Source organism: Methanolinea sp., from assembly GCA_016699325.1.
Lineage (GTDB): Archaea > Halobacteriota > Methanomicrobia > Methanomicrobiales > Methanospirillaceae > UBA9949.
This window is the reverse complement of sequence record CP064971.1, coordinates 1,401,460-1,415,906: the sequence shown is the minus strand read 5'-3', so window position 1 is coordinate 1,415,906 and position 14,447 is coordinate 1,401,460. Positions and strand designations below refer to the sequence as shown.

The 14,447-nt window shown below is 54.9% G+C and carries 18 protein-coding genes; 8 read left to right on the top strand and 10 right to left on the bottom strand.

Annotated features, from left to right (window positions below; all coding sequences use genetic code 11):
- Positions 1-6 precede the first annotated feature (6 nt).
- Entirely contained in the window at positions 7-1,143 is a 1,137-nt protein-coding gene (locus IPI71_07480; GenBank protein QQR70510.1) for an acetylornithine/succinylornithine family transaminase, read from the top strand.
- Between the two features lie 26 nt (positions 1,144-1,169).
- Here the strand turns inward: IPI71_07480 and IPI71_07475 are convergent, their stop codons facing one another.
- Entirely contained in the window at positions 1,170-1,973 is an 804-nt protein-coding gene (locus IPI71_07475) for a hypothetical protein (GenBank protein ID QQR70509.1), read from the bottom strand.
- Positions 1,974-2,091: 118 nt separating this feature from the next.
- Here IPI71_07475 and IPI71_07470 point away from each other — a divergent pair, with 118 nt between their 5' ends.
- The 3 genes from IPI71_07470 to IPI71_07460 all read left to right on the top strand — a co-directional run bounded on the left by IPI71_07470 (position 2,092) and on the right by IPI71_07460 (position 4,548).
- The gene (locus tag IPI71_07470; protein QQR71985.1) at positions 2,092-3,198 is read left to right on the top strand and encodes a histidinol-phosphate transaminase; all 1,107 of its coding nucleotides are present in this window, start codon (positions 2,092-2,094) and stop codon (positions 3,196-3,198) included.
- Positions 3,199-3,430: 232 nt separating this feature from the next.
- A complete protein-coding gene (locus IPI71_07465) occupies positions 3,431-3,943 on the top strand; it encodes an adenylate kinase family protein (GenBank protein ID QQR70508.1) in 513 nt (170 codons plus the stop codon).
- Positions 3,940-4,548: a CDP-alcohol phosphatidyltransferase family protein gene (locus IPI71_07460; GenBank protein QQR70507.1), complete on the top strand. Its 609-nt coding sequence runs from the start codon at positions 3,940-3,942 to the stop codon at positions 4,546-4,548. The genes IPI71_07465 and IPI71_07460 overlap by 4 nt, the downstream gene beginning before the upstream one ends.
- 68 nt (positions 4,549-4,616) lie before the next feature.
- Here IPI71_07460 and fen read toward each other — a convergent pair whose 3' ends face one another.
- Positions 4,617-5,618 (bottom strand): flap endonuclease-1, encoded by a 1,002-nt coding sequence (gene fen, locus IPI71_07455; protein ID QQR70506.1) that lies wholly within the window; start codon positions 5,616-5,618, stop codon positions 4,617-4,619.
- A 26-nt stretch (positions 5,619-5,644) separates the two neighbouring features.
- On the bottom strand, positions 5,645-5,959 hold the full coding sequence (locus IPI71_07450) for a hypothetical protein (protein ID QQR70505.1): 315 nt from the start codon (positions 5,957-5,959) through the stop codon (positions 5,645-5,647).
- Between the two features lie 57 nt (positions 5,960-6,016).
- Between IPI71_07450 and IPI71_07445 the strand changes: the two genes are divergently transcribed.
- Complete coding sequence (locus IPI71_07445) at positions 6,017-6,922, top strand: hypothetical protein (GenBank protein QQR70504.1); 906 nt, start codon at positions 6,017-6,019, stop codon at positions 6,920-6,922.
- On the opposite strand, the gene IPI71_07440 is transcribed toward IPI71_07445, so the two are convergent.
- Complete coding sequence (locus IPI71_07440; GenBank protein QQR70503.1) at positions 6,890-7,846, bottom strand: 50S ribosome-binding GTPase; 957 nt, start codon at positions 7,844-7,846, stop codon at positions 6,890-6,892. The two genes, IPI71_07445 and IPI71_07440, sit on opposite strands and share 33 nt — an antisense overlap.
- Before the next feature lie 49 nt (positions 7,847-7,895).
- Between IPI71_07440 and IPI71_07435 the strand changes: the two genes are divergently transcribed.
- A complete protein-coding gene (locus IPI71_07435) occupies positions 7,896-8,774 on the top strand; it encodes a CBS domain-containing protein (protein ID QQR70502.1) in 879 nt (292 codons plus the stop codon).
- Between the two features lie 196 nt (positions 8,775-8,970).
- On the opposite strand, the gene IPI71_07430 is transcribed toward IPI71_07435, so the two are convergent.
- Positions 8,971-9,576, bottom strand: a complete 606-nt coding sequence (locus IPI71_07430; GenBank protein ID QQR70501.1) for a hypothetical protein — start codon at positions 9,574-9,576, stop codon at positions 8,971-8,973.
- Between the two features lie 226 nt (positions 9,577-9,802).
- Between IPI71_07430 and IPI71_07425 the strand changes: the two genes are divergently transcribed.
- Positions 9,803-10,471 (top strand): MBL fold metallo-hydrolase, encoded by a 669-nt coding sequence (locus IPI71_07425; protein ID QQR71984.1) that lies wholly within the window; start codon positions 9,803-9,805, stop codon positions 10,469-10,471.
- Between the two features lie 49 nt (positions 10,472-10,520).
- Here IPI71_07425 and IPI71_07420 read toward each other — a convergent pair whose 3' ends face one another.
- The 4 genes from IPI71_07420 to IPI71_07405 all read right to left on the bottom strand — a co-directional run bounded on the left by IPI71_07420 (position 10,521) and on the right by IPI71_07405 (position 13,012).
- Entirely contained in the window at positions 10,521-11,075 is a 555-nt protein-coding gene (locus IPI71_07420) for a hypothetical protein (GenBank protein ID QQR70500.1), read from the bottom strand.
- A 276-nt stretch (positions 11,076-11,351) separates the two neighbouring features.
- Positions 11,352-12,239 carry a hypothetical protein gene (locus tag IPI71_07415; GenBank protein QQR70499.1) on the bottom strand — a complete coding sequence of 296 codons (888 nt, stop codon included), beginning with the start codon at positions 12,237-12,239 and terminating at the stop codon, positions 11,352-11,354.
- A gap of 117 nt (positions 12,240-12,356) precedes the next feature.
- Positions 12,357-12,746: a hypothetical protein gene (locus IPI71_07410; protein QQR70498.1), complete on the bottom strand. Its 390-nt coding sequence runs from the start codon at positions 12,744-12,746 to the stop codon at positions 12,357-12,359.
- A gap of 158 nt (positions 12,747-12,904) precedes the next feature.
- Positions 12,905-13,012 (bottom strand): META domain-containing protein, encoded by a 108-nt coding sequence (locus IPI71_07405; GenBank protein QQR70497.1) that lies wholly within the window; start codon positions 13,010-13,012, stop codon positions 12,905-12,907.
- Positions 13,013-13,291: 279 nt separating this feature from the next.
- Here IPI71_07405 and hycI point away from each other — a divergent pair, with 279 nt between their 5' ends.
- Positions 13,292-13,738 carry a hydrogenase maturation peptidase HycI gene (gene hycI, locus IPI71_07400; protein QQR70496.1) on the top strand — a complete coding sequence of 149 codons (447 nt, stop codon included), beginning with the start codon at positions 13,292-13,294 and terminating at the stop codon, positions 13,736-13,738.
- 303 nt (positions 13,739-14,041) lie between these two features.
- Here hycI and IPI71_07395 read toward each other — a convergent pair whose 3' ends face one another.
- Positions 14,042-14,446 carry a 4Fe-4S binding protein gene (locus IPI71_07395; GenBank protein QQR70495.1) on the bottom strand — a complete coding sequence of 135 codons (405 nt, stop codon included), beginning with the start codon at positions 14,444-14,446 and terminating at the stop codon, positions 14,042-14,044.
- Position 14,447: the final 1 nt, after the last annotated feature.

Genomic DNA, 14,447 nt, shown 5'->3' with positions numbered 1-14,447 from the left:
GAAGGAATGAACCAGATGAACTATCGTGAATTGGAGGCACGGTACTACATGCCCGCGTTCTCCCGCGAGATCATGATCGAGCGGGGCCTCGGATCGAAGGTATGGGATGCTGAAGGGAATGAGTACATCGACTGTGTTGCAGGCATTGCAGTCTGCAGTACCGGACACTGTCACCCCCTGGTGACAGAGGCGATTTGTGAACAGGCCAGGCGCCTGATCCACTGTTCGAACCTGTATTATGTTCCGGGGCAGGCCGAACTGGCCCGGGACCTGGTCGGGATCTGCGGAATGCACAAAGCATTCTTTGCAAACTCCGGTGCAGAGGCAAATGATGGGGCGATCAAGCTTGCCCGCCTGGCGACCAGACGGATGCGGTTCGTGGCCTTTACCCATGGGTTCCATGGCCGGACCCTCGGCTCGCTCTCGGTGACCCACAAACCGGCTATCCGCGAACCGTTCCAACCCCTCGAGCCAGCCTGTACATTCGTGGAATATGGCGATTCTGCCGGGCTTGAGAAGGTCATGGATGAGAGCGTCGCAGCAGTCTTCATCGAGCCGATCCAGGGTGAAGCAGGGGTGATCATCCCCCCAGTGGAGTTCATCAGGAGCATCCGCGAGCAGTGCGATGCAACAGGGGCACTGATGATTGCCGATGAGGTTCAGACTGGTATGGGACGGACCGGGAAGTGGCTCGCAATCCAGCATACCGGGGTGAAGCCTGATATCGTTACCCTGGCAAAGGGAATCGCCAGCGGGTTTCCCATGGGAGCCCTCCTCGCCCGACAGGGCCTTGAGTTCAAGATGAGCGAGCATGGCAGCACGTTTGCCGGTGGCCCGCTGGCCTGTGCAGCGGCACGCGCAACTATCGATGTCATAGGGCGGCTCCTCCCCGACGTGGAACGAAAAGGGAGGAGGTTTGCTGATCTCCTTGCCCCCTTCAAACCCCGGCAAAAAGGGCTCATGATCGGGATTTCTGTTGGGGATTCCTGTCCCTCTGTCCAGAAACGCTGCGCAGAGAACGGCGTGCTGGTCAATTGTGCAGCGGAAGGCAACCTCCGCATTGTCCCGCCGCTGGTTATCACCGATGAGGAGATCGACCGGGCCGCACACATCGTCGGCAACGCTCTTTCAGAAATTGAATGAGATCCCGAAATGAGGTCTTTTGGGATCTATTTCATTTTATTTCCCAGAAGGATCAGGGCACCAATTGTCAGCAGGATCCCTGGTGCGGTAATGAAGGAGATCTCCTGTCTGCCACTGCCTGGCTTAGTAGTTTCAAGGGCGGGGGTGAGGGAAATAGCAGGAATCGCTGTCATCGCACTTGGTTCAGTGGCTGTTTCTTCCGGTAGGGAGACTGTAGATCCTGAACTCCCAGGTCCGGTTGCCTCGGTCGTGACGGTTGCCGGAACCTGGTAAATATCCGGTGGTGCATTGCCTGTTACGGAGGTAACAGGTAATATGGTGGCCGGAATGGAAGTCTCCCCGGTTGCTACCATGAGGGAAAGCGATGAAAGGGTCGTGGCAATCTCATTTCCATCACGATCATAGAAATTGGGATCACTGAGAACCACTTTCGTGGCCCCGATTGAGAGGCCCTTCACAGAGAGCGTGGCAAGGACGAGGTTGCTTGCATCTCTCTTGACAACTCCTCTGAGATCGACGGCCTTGATACGTACATCCGGACCAGGAGCACCGGTGATGGCCGAGAGTTCAGCCCACGAGGGCAGGGTCACCCCGGAGATCTCTCCGACCTGTGGATCCTCGCTGCTGATAGTGACCTTATATCCTGAAGTGCCGGCCGGTGCCTGGTCGAGAGTGAGATTGACCGTGGCTATCTCCCCAGGCAGCAGAGTGAGTCCCGGTTGATCGAAGCCTACAACTGTCCCCGCTGCCGGCCCGGTGACTATAGCGATCGAGAGCAGGATGGACGGCATGAATAGTGAAATCGGTGCAATCAGGTTATGATCTGCCATGGATCAGGGTTATCGTTTCATCGTGTAAAGATATCTTTCCGCAGAGAACGGTCATAATTCAACCCCGCCAATGGAGTTATCTGGTCCCATGAAGCATACTATTCCGGAAACGCCATCTATGGCCGGAAACGATGAGAGCCCAGGCGCGAGCCGGTTCAACCGGCTTGTCCGGAACCTGTACCGATCCGGGGGTTATGTCTATGCCGTAAAGCCCGGCGATGTTGCCCGACAGCATGGGATCTCCCGGATCGCCCGTCTTGCAAGCAACGAAAACCCATGGCCCCCTTCTCCAGCTGCGGTGAGGGCCGGATGCGAAGCACTTCGAGAAGCTAACCGCTATCCGGATGAGTGCATTGCGGAGCTGTCCAGGATCCTTGTCAGTTTTCACGGCAATTACTCGTTTATCACCGGAGTCGGCATGGACGGGGTTATCGAGACTCTCGTCAGGGTGCTGGTCGATCCAGGAGACAAGGTCACCGTCTCGGTTCCCACCTTCTCGTTCTATCGCCTCGCGGCCCTTGCCCAGGGCGCTGATGTGGTGGAGATCCTGAGGGCGCCGGATTTCTCTGTCGATACCCGACAGTTCATCAGGAAGGCGCAGGACGCGAAGGTATCGTTTCTCTGCACTCCGAACAATCCCACCGGGACGGTTACCCCGGTTGAGGACATCAGGGAAATCCTCTCTGCGATCGATGGGGTCCTTTTTCTGGACAATGCATACGTTGAATTTTCCGATACTGATTACCGGTCCCTGATGAACGAATTTGACAACCTGGTCATCGGGAGGACGATGTCCAAAGCATTTGCCCTGGCAGGTGCCCGGGTTGGGTATGCTTTTGTTCCACGCTGGCTGGTCCCGTTCTACCAACGGGCAGCAACCCCGTTCACCCTCAATTCCGTGTCGGCGATAGCCGCGGCCGGTGCACTCGCTGACCGGGAAAGGATGGATGAGTATGTTTCCTATGTACGGAAGTGGAGAGACCGGTTCAGGAAAGAATGCCCGCTTTCCTCCCCGGCTTCGGGAGCAAACTTCATTATGTTCGATACCCGGCCGATGAGCGGGGATGAGATGGTGCGCCTCCTTGCCGGAAAGGGCGTAATCGTCCGGTCGTGTGCGAGCTTTCCCGGCCTCCCCGATCACTACATCCGGGTGAGCATCGGTGACGTGTGGGAAAACGAGACATTCCTCACCGCCATCAGCGAAATCTGCAGGTCGCAGAGGTAAGGTCAGGTCCCTTCACCGGAAAGCCGGGTTCCCTCCCGGGCAGGTTTTGATGTAGACCGCACCGACATCTACTGCCAACAGTGACATTATGCAAAAAATATCACCATTCTGAATGAGAATGCCCCGTAACCAACCCATGCATACGATTGATCTAATAATTTGCCGTTCTGTGATAGAGAGGGAATATGTAGGGGAAGCACGAAATCTTCCCGACACCAAAGCCTGAATGATCATGATGTTTGGCATCACCGGCACTCCAGGGACAGGAAAATCTTCGGTTGCAGGGGCACTTCAGGAGCAGGGTTTTTGCATCCTGCACCTTTCGGAGACAACCGGCACCTATATTGTCGGAAGGGATCCGGTCCGTGATACCCTGGTGATCGATGAAGATCGGTGGGTGGCAGAGTTTGTTCCATTCGATGGTGTTGTCGAGGGTCATCTGGCCCACCTCCTTCCCTGCGACAGGATAGCGGTGCTCCGGTGCCGCCCCGATATCCTCGCCATGCGGCTCCGGGAACGCGGATACGGTGACGAGAAGGTACGGGAGAATGCGCTGGCCGAAGCCCTGGATATCGTGCTGGTGGAAACGCTCGAGAAATTTTCTTCTGAACAGGTTTATGAACTGGACACGACAGATATGAGTATCCAGGAATGCCGGGACCGGGTCGGCAGATTCTTCAGGGGGGAGATATCAGCGCAATCCGGATTTCTCGATTGGTCGTCATACATCGGGATGATCGAATGACCCTTGACATGTTTCGTCCACACCTTGCATGGATATACCGGCCCTTTGTCGGTATTGCCGTCCGGATCGGGCTCACCCCGGATTCATTTACCATCGCTGCATTCTTCGTGGCGATCTTTGCCGGGGTTGCCTTTTATTACGGGGATGTGCTGCTCGGGACCTTCTTCATCATGTGCAATGCCGCATTCGACTCGATAGACGGGGCAGTTGCCCGGGCCCTCAATATCCAGAGCCGGAAAGGAGACTTTCTCGATCACGTGGTGGACCGTTATGCCGACATCCTCATCATAACCGGCATTTTTGCCGGTGGATTCGCATCCTGGCAGATCGGCGTCTTCGCACTCACTGGTGTGCTGATGGTCTCCTATCTTGGTACCCAGGCCCAGGCGGTCGGTGTTGGCCGCTACTATGGAGGGATTCTCGGCCGGGCCGATCGTCTGTTTCTACTAATCATCGCCGGTATCCTGACCATCCTTATCCCTGCCGGGGTGTACGGACTGCCGTATCTCGGGTGGCTCCTGCTCATCTTCGGGATTATCGGGCATTTCACCGCAATACAGCGGTTTATTTTCGTATGGAAAGAGATCGATAAAAAACAGGATTGACCCTGAAAACCTGTATCTGGATGGTTAACCGACCGTGCGGCCTGGTTGTCTGCAGATAATTCCGCAGACTAGAACCAGGAATCGAGGGTTTTCTGCCCGGTCTTAATAGTGAGGCCGTCGATCGCTTTCTCCACGCGGTCCGGGGAGAAGTCATAGGAATCGCAGAGCATTGCGAGGATACCTTCACGGTCAGGTTGGCGCCATGCAAGGGAGTAGTCCACGCTGACAGGGGGATTGAGGAAAAATTCCGAGATCGCCCCGGTATCGATGTCGGGCAGCTTTTCCGCGGTCACCCGTTCAAACTCCCCGTTCCTGACGAGTTTGAGCGCAGTTTTGGCCCCGATTCCCCGCACCCCGGTATTAAAATCGGTCCCCACCAAAATGGCTATGCGAATGAGATCTTCACGCGAGATACGAAGGCCGGAGAGGACTTCAGCAAGCGTTATCCGCTCCGGGTTGACGGAAATCGTCCTACCATGGAGTTTCCTCCGACCACTCACGGTGAGGTTGCGCATCAGCACCGGAGCTCCAAAAAGCAGCGTGTCATAATCCTGGGAGACCACATACCGGGCATCGCCACGCTTCACCATGGCTGCGGCCTGGGCCTCACCCTCGCTCGGAGCATCGATGGACGGCATACCGAGGAGAGATATCAGGCTTTTCGATGTGGCAATAACTTCATCGTCGATTCGCGAGGATGCCCGTGCATGTTTGGCAGCCTCTTCCACCTCCCCGCGCTCCAGCGCCTTCCGCCACTGCTCCCGGGCCTGCTCACGTACAGAACGGCGCTGATTGATGGTTTCCTGCTTGAATTCAGGTGGTGTACCGTCGAATACCCAGACCGGTCGTATCCCCTTCTCCATGAAGTTGACCGCCCGGAAGAGGATACCCGACAGGTGGGAAGTGACCCGTCCCGTCTGGTCCATGAGCGGGGTGCCGTCCGGCTGCCTGATGATACTTAAAAACTGGTAGAGCGCGTTGTGCGCATCGACCGCTGCCACACCGGCAAGCGCATCCCAGGCGATCGGTGTTTTATAATTCGTGATGATGTCCCGGAGCGAAACACCCATTCCCCAACCACCGAATCCATGACTCCTTACCGATACACTCTCCGGGATACCTCATTGACGATCTCTGTGATCCGGTCAACACTGCTGTCATACCGCTGCGCCATTTTGATCGATATCTCCTCGAGGTTAGCCCGGATCATCAGTTCGCGATTGCTGATGCTGCGCTCGATGAGACGGATCCTGTGGTGGACGATTACGAACAGGCCGGTTAACGACAGCAGGATCAGGAGAGCAGCGGCCGTGATATGCCACGTTGCCCGCAACAGCGAGAAGAGCCACCAGGTCGATGCAGCAAGTATGATAATGAGTATTATATCCCCCAGATACTCACGTATATCCATGTTTTTACATGATGAGGGCCGGGTAATTAAGTTACCTGTGGGTTCCGGGGTTTTTTGATGAACTGGCCGCGCCTCCTTCCCTTCATTACCATACCCGCCATGCTCGTGCTGGTGGAAGTGATTGCACTCTTCCTCTCCCTGCCCATGCAGACTGCAGGTATCGCGGCTTTTGAAGATCCTGCATCGTTCGCAAACCCACTCATCTTTATTGCAATCCTTCTCGTCTTTACTGCATTCCTCCTGCTTCTCATCAGATACCGATGGAAAAAGGTAATCAGGGCTATCATCGCGGTTTCCATCTTCTTCACGTTTATTTATATCTATGCCGGGATTGCTGTGTACTTCTTCGGCATGGTCCCCGGAACGATTGGTGTGACCCTGGCACTCTCCTTCCTTTCCACCGCACTCCTGTTCCTCTATCCGGAGTGGTACATCATCGATGCACTTGGCATTCTCATCGCTGCTGGGGCAGCTTCGATCTTTGGGATATCGCTGGACATCATCCCGGTCCTTATCCTGCTGGTCATCCTTATGGTCTACGATGCCATCTCGGTCTATAAGACCCGGCACATGGTCACCCTTGCCGAGGGCGTCATCGATATCAAGTCACCGATCCTTTTCGTTGTCCCCAAGCGATTAGGATACAGTTACATGCAGGAAGGAATCGGGGACCTTGATAGCGGTGAACGGGCCGCTTTTGTGATCGGTATGGGGGATCTTATCATGCCTTCAATCCTGGTGGTATCAGCCAATGTCTTCCTGGACACTCCCCGGCTTTTAGGGATCATCACCCTGCCGGCGTTGGGAGCCGTCATCGGCTCGGTCGTGGGGCTGATCCTGCTCCTTACAGTGGTTCAGAAAGGGAGACCCCAGGCCGGCCTTCCGCCTATCAACGGCGGAGCAATTCTCGGTTTCCTGGCAGGGTGTCTCCTAGCAGGTTATGGCCTCTCGTTCCTGTTGTGACCGGTCCCTGAGATGGAGGAGACGATCGATGACTTCGTTGACACCTTCTCCGGTTTCGGTTGACATATTGAGGTAGCCATCAAAATAGGCGAGGTCTGATTTGTTTACCACTATCACCACAGGTTTATCGACCAAAACTTCGATCCTGTGGAGGAGCCTGACCTGCTCTTCGATGGGATACCCGCAATGTTCGCTTGCATCGAGAATAAAGAGGATCACATCGGCAAGGTTGATGATGGCGGTCATCGCCTGTCGCTCGATAACGTTTCGCTCTTCGGGTGGCCGGTCAAGGAGGCCGGGAGTATCGATGAACTGCATCCGCTCATCGCCTACCATCCGGTGACCGACAATAATGCCCCTGGTGGTAAAAGGGTAGGAAGCTATCTCCGGATCCGCGGATGACACGAGACGTATGAAAGATGATTTCCCTACGTTGGGATAGCCTGCGACCACCACGGTGAATTCATCAGATACATGCGGCAGTTTCCTGATGATGTTGCGAATCTCGTTGAGGAACAGGAGATCGCCGTCGATCTGGTGGACGACAGAAGAAAGTCGTGCTACAGCCCTTTTGCGCAGAACTGCAGTATCCTCGGCCTTCCTGGTCTGGTACGCTAGGCCCGGCCCGTGGGTCCTCGCCCACCGTGCTGCCCATCCCACTGCCCCAAGAGATTTTTTCACCCGTTCAAGACCCCACATGATATCCACGATATCGCGGTAGAACGGGGGGATTTCGCTCAATTCCGGAAACGACCGCACAATCCGTACAAGCCGGTCATGGATAGCCTGGCTCACTGCCCTGACAAATTCCTCGTTTGCCCGATCCTTGTTCTGCTTGAGCCGCATCTTGGATGCTGCCCGCCGAAAGGCCCGATCGAGGATCTCATCGGCGGTAGGCACCGTGGGGATCCTCTCAAACTCCACCGGAATTCAACCCAATCAATATATATGCAAAACCATATGATAAACCATTATGGATTTATCCCTCATCCAGAAGGATATCCTGGTCACGCTCATAAGCCTCTACCACCAGCACTCCCATCCCATCAAGGGCGAGGAGATCGCCGAAGTCATCCGGAGGAATCCTGGCACGGTCCGCAACCAGATGCAGGCCCTCAAGGCAATAGGGCTGGTGGACGGAACCCCCGGCCCGAAAGGAGGATATAATCCCACGGCACGGGCCTATCGCGAGCTGAACCTCGGGCTTACCGAGGGTGAGTATGATGTGCCGATATCCCGTGAGGGTGAGGTTATCAGGGGGGTGAAGGTTGTCGAGATCGCTTTCACTACCCTCTGTCACCCGGACATCTGCCAGGCGAGCGTACGGGTGGTGGGAAGCCTCCGGGGTTTTGAGATCGGCGACAACCTCACTATCGGTCCTACCCCTGTCAACCGCCTCCTGATCCGGGGAGAAGTCTATGGGAAGGACGAAATCTCCCAAACGCTCCTCATCTCGACCTACGAAATGATCTCACTTCCCAAAAAACAGATCCGGTACTACATGAGCAGCCCCCTTCTCACCCTCCGGAAGCATGATACTCTGGTCGATGCAGCCTCTCTCTTTTCCAGACATCATATCCATGGGGCCCCGGTCATGGCGGGCGATCGCCTCGCCGGGATTGTGACCATGAGCGACATCGCCAAGGCCATTGGTGAGGGAAAAGCCCTCACGGACCACGTCTCTTCGGTTATGACCGCTGATGTCGAAAAAGCCCCATCGACTATACACCTCTTCGAAGTAATCCGCCGGTTCAAGGAACGGGAGATCGGGAGGCTGGTAGTTATGGAAGGGGATCGGCCGGTGGGAATCCTCACCCAGTCAGATATTATCCGCCAGTTCCCGTCGCTATAGTGGCTGTTGCATGTAGTAACTCACTATTAGTTAACCAAATTCTATAACATGCCGATACGATGTTGGATTCCGGGTAACCAGCAGGAACCTCACCCCGGATCATACAACCATCTCCCGATTCCTCAAGCGATTTAAAGACCAGATCCCGCCTGTAAACACTCCCTTTTCATCCTTCTTCCGGCGGAGTCAGGTTATGTTATATCTTTACGCCCTTCCCATTCTCTTCCTTCCGGTTACGACGGAACCAGAAAATACCCATTACAGCCACGATGATCGATCCCCCCAGAACGAACATCATGTCGAGCATGGTGTCTTCAAGCCCGTTCTGCATCGGCCCGGCAAGGCTCCCTCCGAAAAAAAAGTCGATCAGGAATTCGTACATCTCCCAGAATGCTCCGAGTGCAACCCCGAAGATGATGGTAAAGAAAATGATGAATGCCGGCTGCAGGTTCATCTTCAGGTATTTGTCGAGTAAGATGACCCCGAGGAACCCGAGCAGGGCGACCGCCGTACCGGACACGAGATGGGCGATCTTGTCGTAGTAGGGGTAGAACCTCTCATAGTATCCCTGGACATAGCCTGCGGTGTGAAACCAGAGGGCCAGGGCGATCAGGAAGAAGACGAACCACGGGAACTCGACGTTTATCCGCTTTGCAACAATATAGGGAACGATCGTCAGGACAAACATGAGAATGGCGGTAAACATGGCCTGGCATTCCCCGATGAGGAAAGCATGCACTGCATTCAGGGCAATCAGCGCCTGGAAAAAGTAGGCGAGGTATATCCCATAGCTCGTTTTCATGCAGACAACTTGGAATGCCAATATTTGAAGATTTCTCAATCATATGGGTATGACAGGCCATCACACCCTGGACCAGAACCTTTTTTGGGGAGGACAGGGGATTGGAATGCAGTGAAATCCCCGAAGGTACTGAACAACTGATGAAACAGACGAACCATGACCGTTTTGGTCGGATGCTTGTTCCACAGAAGGTATGCCGGTGAACCATGGGGAGCACCGGGACCCGGTGATATCGGTGCTCGAAGTCTACAATAATGTACTGTACCGGCCCGTGGTGAGTGCGGCATTCGGCTTCTCCTGCCTTCTCCAGGAGGAAAACCTCCTCTTCGATACCGGAAGTGACGGCCGGATCCTGTTCCAGAACCTCCTGGCATTGCACGAAGACCCAAGGGACATACGGGCAATTGTCCTGTCTCATGAACATATCGACCATACAGGGGGTCTCGAAGCATTGCTGGTCGCGAATCCGGGATGTGCTGTGTACATCCATGAAGGGTTTGGCACACGGACAAGGGAACTGATCCGGAAGCACGGAGCACTCCGCATAATCAAGGGGTGGGAGGAGATAACCAGGGGAGTATTTTCTACGGGACCGCTGTCTGATGGCATTCCTGAACAATCCCTTGTGGTTTCCGTGAAAGGTGGGTTTCTCATCATCTGCGGCTGTGCCCATCCCCATATCGGAAGAATCATCTCGCACGTCTCCCGGTTTGGCCCTGTACAGGGTGCGATGGGGGGCTTTCATACCGTTTCTGAAGAGGACATCAGGGCGCTCGGAGAACTCAGATACGTCTCGCCTTCTCACTGTACGAAGAACCTGGATCTGATCCGGCGGCGGTGCAGTAAATCCTTTGTGCAGGGAGGTGCAGGGAAGATCCACCGGTTTGCACGGTAATGGGTTCCTGGACAACGATATTGCCAGGGGGCTGCGGCCTGTCCTGAAGTTAAGAGAGGATGCCGATAAGTCCCATGGCCCCAGCAGCCACGAGCGAGCTTGCAATCAGCCACCCGGTAATCATGCAGGAGATGGCCTGGATTTTGTCCCACTGGAATATCCAAGCGATAATCGGGCTGCCGTAAAGGGCGATTCCCGGTATCCAGATGACTGTGACCAGCATGATCACCCCGTAACGGTGGAGGAAGGCATACTTCCCGGTCCTCCTTGCCACCCGATCTAGCCACCCGGCGACACGGGACGAGGATTCGGCAAAGAGGTCGCAAAGCTGGAGGACAGTGATCATCACCCCGATGGCAACCGATGTGGATATCCCTATTGCCACCACCGGATTCGTCCCAAGCCCAATCCCCACCGCCACTGCAATGGCCTGGAATGCGAGTGTTGAGGTGATGAGCGCAACTACGGTCTGTTGCGGGATTTCAAAGAACCCGCCAACGCTGAGCGGGATGAGTATGACAAAGGAGAGCACCATGAAAATCGCGAGAAAAAACCTGAATGTTGCGGTGTGCCTGCCGATAATCTTCCTGCAGCTTATGATCATGCAATCCCTTTTATTTATACTGGGCCCGGAACACTCTTCAATGCTTGCAGCAGGACATTTCGCCTTGAAGGCAGGAAATGCCCGGGGATTTGCCAGTCGGGAACGGGCGTCCGGAGCGGGATGGGGCTGGAATGATCCAGCCGGGAAACCAGGTATTCCGCTCCCCGTTCCTCCTTTCAAGAATGGGGCCCGGGGCAGGTGCCCGATCCAACGCGTCTTATCAGACAGCTTACCGATAGCAGTCATAATCGGATCGATCCGCTCACGGTTTTCCCATCAGAGGTCTGTTGATCCAGCAATTTTACTCTCCCGCTTATTTTTCCGATAGAGCAGACCGCCAAGTATCATCATGAAGACCACCCCGAATACGGCAATCACCAGAACCATGAACAGGATCTGGAGCTCTTTGAAATTTGCCGAGACCACCACCAGGGCTGCGGAGACATTACGAAATGCGGTCCCGAAAGCCAGCACTTCGCGGTTCCGGAGCTCCGGTCCTCCGGTCAGATAACCGATTGCAAATGACCCGAGGATAAACAGGACGGCCACGAGAGTTCCTTCGAGACCAAGGAGAGCCCCTGCCTTAACCGAGAAGTCGCTCGTGAAGAGGCCGAAGGTATAGATGAGGAACACCGCCACAATCGAGAGGTCCGATACCCGGTCGACAACCAGGTACATTCTCCGGGCGAGCGTCGGGACCAGTGCTCGCACTGCCATAGCGGTGATGAGCGGGAAGAGCATGAATACGAAGAGGTAGAGGACAGTGCCGCTCTGGTCAACAGACACTCCTTCGATCAGGTACGGGAGCATGACTGGCATGTAGAAGAGCGTCACCAGGGTCAGGATCATGGTCAACCCTACCGCATAGGCAACGTTGCCGCCGATAATATCCATTGCCTTTGGCAGAGATGGAGCACCTGCAGCTGCGGCTACGATAATGAGGCCAGTCGCGAGGTGGGAATCGATGTGAATGAAAGTGAGGATAAGGAGGGCAAATAGCGGAACTACCACGAAATTGACGATAAGAGAGATAGAAAGGAGCCATTTCTTCTTCCAGGGGGCAAGAATTTCCTTCACGGTAAGGTTCAGCCCCATGGCCGCAATGCTGGTGACCACAAAGAACCAGATTGCGTAGTTCCCGATCTCTATCAGCAACGGATTCATTCCAATACCATCACCTATGCATGGATCGGTAAGAAAACCTCGAATAAGGTTGCATGGCGGGACTCAAGAATGGTACTGATCTGAATTACAACGGCAATAAAAAAATCGGAGAGGTTTTCAGGTCGATTTCTGTGCTGATTGGATCATGAAGGAGCCCACAATTGCGGCAAAGCCGAACACGATGCCAGGAATATCCAGCACGAACGGAAGGGCAAGTGTCGCGATGTAGGGCTGAACATGATCAACCCAAATACGGCCAAAATAAGGCCGAGAATACCGTTCGCCCAGCCACGCATATGCTATGAATGCATATGCTATGAATGCCTGCCGCAGGCAGTTCCTGATGGCGCAGATACAGAGGGGCCGTGGTGAGAGGAGGTGCAGGTTCAGGTGTGTGGGATCGGAGAGGGCCTTGTGGAATTTCACCTGGCCGGCCAGAAAAGATACACTGGGAATTGAGACTGCAGGGCCAAGGAAGACCGCCCGCTTCTCTGGAGGCCGCCGCAACTTCTTTTAGTACCTTATCGATGGTCCCTTGTTGTAAGCCCTCCCGGGAGTTTATTGTGGGATCCGTGGCAGTTCAACCAGGTGGGAGATACTTTGGAGGAGTTGTATAAACCCCTTAACGCCATTTCCCGCCCCAAAACTTTTTTGGGCCAGGGACGTTACTTCACCATGGAGATAAAGGAACCAACTGGGAAAAGATCACCCTCAATCCGGTAGCCACCAAAGTAATCGTTGCACCCTGCATTGATGCTGACCTGGGTTTTCATCTCCGAAGGCTGTGATGGTCCGGGTTTCAGGATGAAGGAGAATCAGGTCGTCGTTCCCACCGTTGTATGTGACGGAAACCCAGGACCGGAAAGATCGGAGCAGACAGGTTCTGGACGGGTGGTGCATCAACCTGAAAGAGTACCGAAGACCACCAGGGGGGGGACGAGAACCGTTTAGGTATAGTTCCTCTGCACCAACCTTCAGAACAGTTTCCGGATTCACATGCTGTGCGGCCTTTTTCACGCGGACCGTCCATATTAGGGTGCAGGAGATCGTCCATGGTACGAATGTTGCTCGGGATTGGAAACCCCCTCCGCGGTGACGATGGCGCTGGCAACTACGTGGCAGATCGGTTCAGGGCTCCAGGGTGGATTACCCTCGATTGCGGCACCATCCCGGAGAACTTCACGGGTGTGGTCAGGCGAGAGCGCCCCGATCTTCTGGTACTTGTTGATGCTGCGGACATGGGGATTGCACCGGGGGAGTTTCGCATTGTGCAACCGGATGATATCGGTGCAGTGACCTTCGGGACTCATGCCCTTCCCCTCAACATCCTGATCGAATTTCTCTCCCATGATGCGGAGCGGACACTCTTCATCGGCATCCAGCCCGGCAGGACGGGGATGAACCAGGCACTCTCGGATGCGGTACGGGTCGGTGCCGAGAAACTGATCCGGGTCCTTGAGAGGGGGGACCTGGAGAAGATTGAGAAATACCGGGGGTAATGCTTTTTTGGACTTTTTTTTTTCATTACAATTTGACTGGCAGAACGGACGAACCCGGGGAAGATCGCGCCCGGTATATTTTCAACGCTACCGGGCTCTGCCCCCTCACCGTTGGCTTGCTGTGTTGAAAAACCGGTAAGGACTTCAGAGGGCCTCTGTAACAACGATAGATTATGCACGGGAAGCCTCCTTTGGCATGAGAGAAATGGAACCAGGCCTCCCCAGCGAGGGCCAGGTCCGAAAATGGGTATGTTGCCTCAGCGATATGGCGAGAATCGGTCTCCAGAAAAAGAATCAACCACCTTACTCAACAATCAGGTTCTCATCATATCGGTCTTCAGTAGCGAGAAGGAAGATATCGCTCATATAAAGGCCGCCTTTGGGGCAGACATCGGTGCATTGACCGCAGAAGATACATTGGTCCACCCAGATGCGGATTCGTTTCGTTTCTTGTATGAGCTGGATGGCGTTGGAGGGGCAGACCTTGACGCACAGGTTGCATCCGATGCACCCGTCCCGCTGATACTCTATCTTTCCCCGGAACTTCGGTGGTGTCGGCACCGGGGGAACCAGGGTTGCCTGGCCGGCTCCGACCTTCTCCAGGAACGCGGTGACCGATGGTGGTAGGTACTTGGCCGGAAACTTGTTCGTAGCAGGAGTGCGGAAGAGCTGCTTCAAGAGCTCAGGGAACATGGGGAGGAGCGCCATG

Excerpts from the sequence above, each read along its gene's own strand:
- IPI71_07480 (QQR70510.1), top strand. The coding sequence starts at position 7 with ATGAACCAGATGAACTATCGTGAATTGGAGGCACGGTACTACATGCCC.
- IPI71_07475 (QQR70509.1), bottom strand. The coding sequence starts at position 1,973 with ATGGCAGATCATAACCTGATTGCACCGATTTCACTATTCATGCCGTCC.
- IPI71_07470 (QQR71985.1), top strand. The coding sequence starts at position 2,092 with ATGGCCGGAAACGATGAGAGCCCAGGCGCGAGCCGGTTCAACCGGCTT.
- IPI71_07465 (QQR70508.1), top strand. The coding sequence starts at position 3,431 with ATGATGTTTGGCATCACCGGCACTCCAGGGACAGGAAAATCTTCGGTT.
- IPI71_07460 (QQR70507.1), top strand. The coding sequence starts at position 3,940 with ATGACCCTTGACATGTTTCGTCCACACCTTGCATGGATATACCGGCCC.
- fen (QQR70506.1), bottom strand. The coding sequence starts at position 5,618 with ATGGGTGTTTCGCTCCGGGACATCATCACGAATTATAAAACACCGATC.
- IPI71_07450 (QQR70505.1), bottom strand. The coding sequence starts at position 5,959 with ATGGATATACGTGAGTATCTGGGGGATATAATACTCATTATCATACTT.
- IPI71_07445 (QQR70504.1), top strand. The coding sequence starts at position 6,017 with ATGAACTGGCCGCGCCTCCTTCCCTTCATTACCATACCCGCCATGCTC.
- IPI71_07435 (QQR70502.1), top strand. The coding sequence starts at position 7,896 with ATGGATTTATCCCTCATCCAGAAGGATATCCTGGTCACGCTCATAAGC.
- IPI71_07430 (QQR70501.1), bottom strand. The coding sequence starts at position 9,576 with ATGAAAACGAGCTATGGGATATACCTCGCCTACTTTTTCCAGGCGCTG.
- IPI71_07420 (QQR70500.1), bottom strand. The coding sequence starts at position 11,075 with ATGATCATAAGCTGCAGGAAGATTATCGGCAGGCACACCGCAACATTC.
- IPI71_07415 (QQR70499.1), bottom strand. The coding sequence starts at position 12,239 with ATGAATCCGTTGCTGATAGAGATCGGGAACTACGCAATCTGGTTCTTT.
- IPI71_07405 (QQR70497.1), bottom strand. The coding sequence starts at position 13,012 with ATGAAAACCCAGGTCAGCATCAATGCAGGGTGCAACGATTACTTTGGT.
- hycI (QQR70496.1), top strand. The coding sequence starts at position 13,292 with ATGGTACGAATGTTGCTCGGGATTGGAAACCCCCTCCGCGGTGACGAT.
- IPI71_07395 (QQR70495.1), bottom strand. The coding sequence starts at position 14,446 with ATGGCGCTCCTCCCCATGTTCCCTGAGCTCTTGAAGCAGCTCTTCCGC.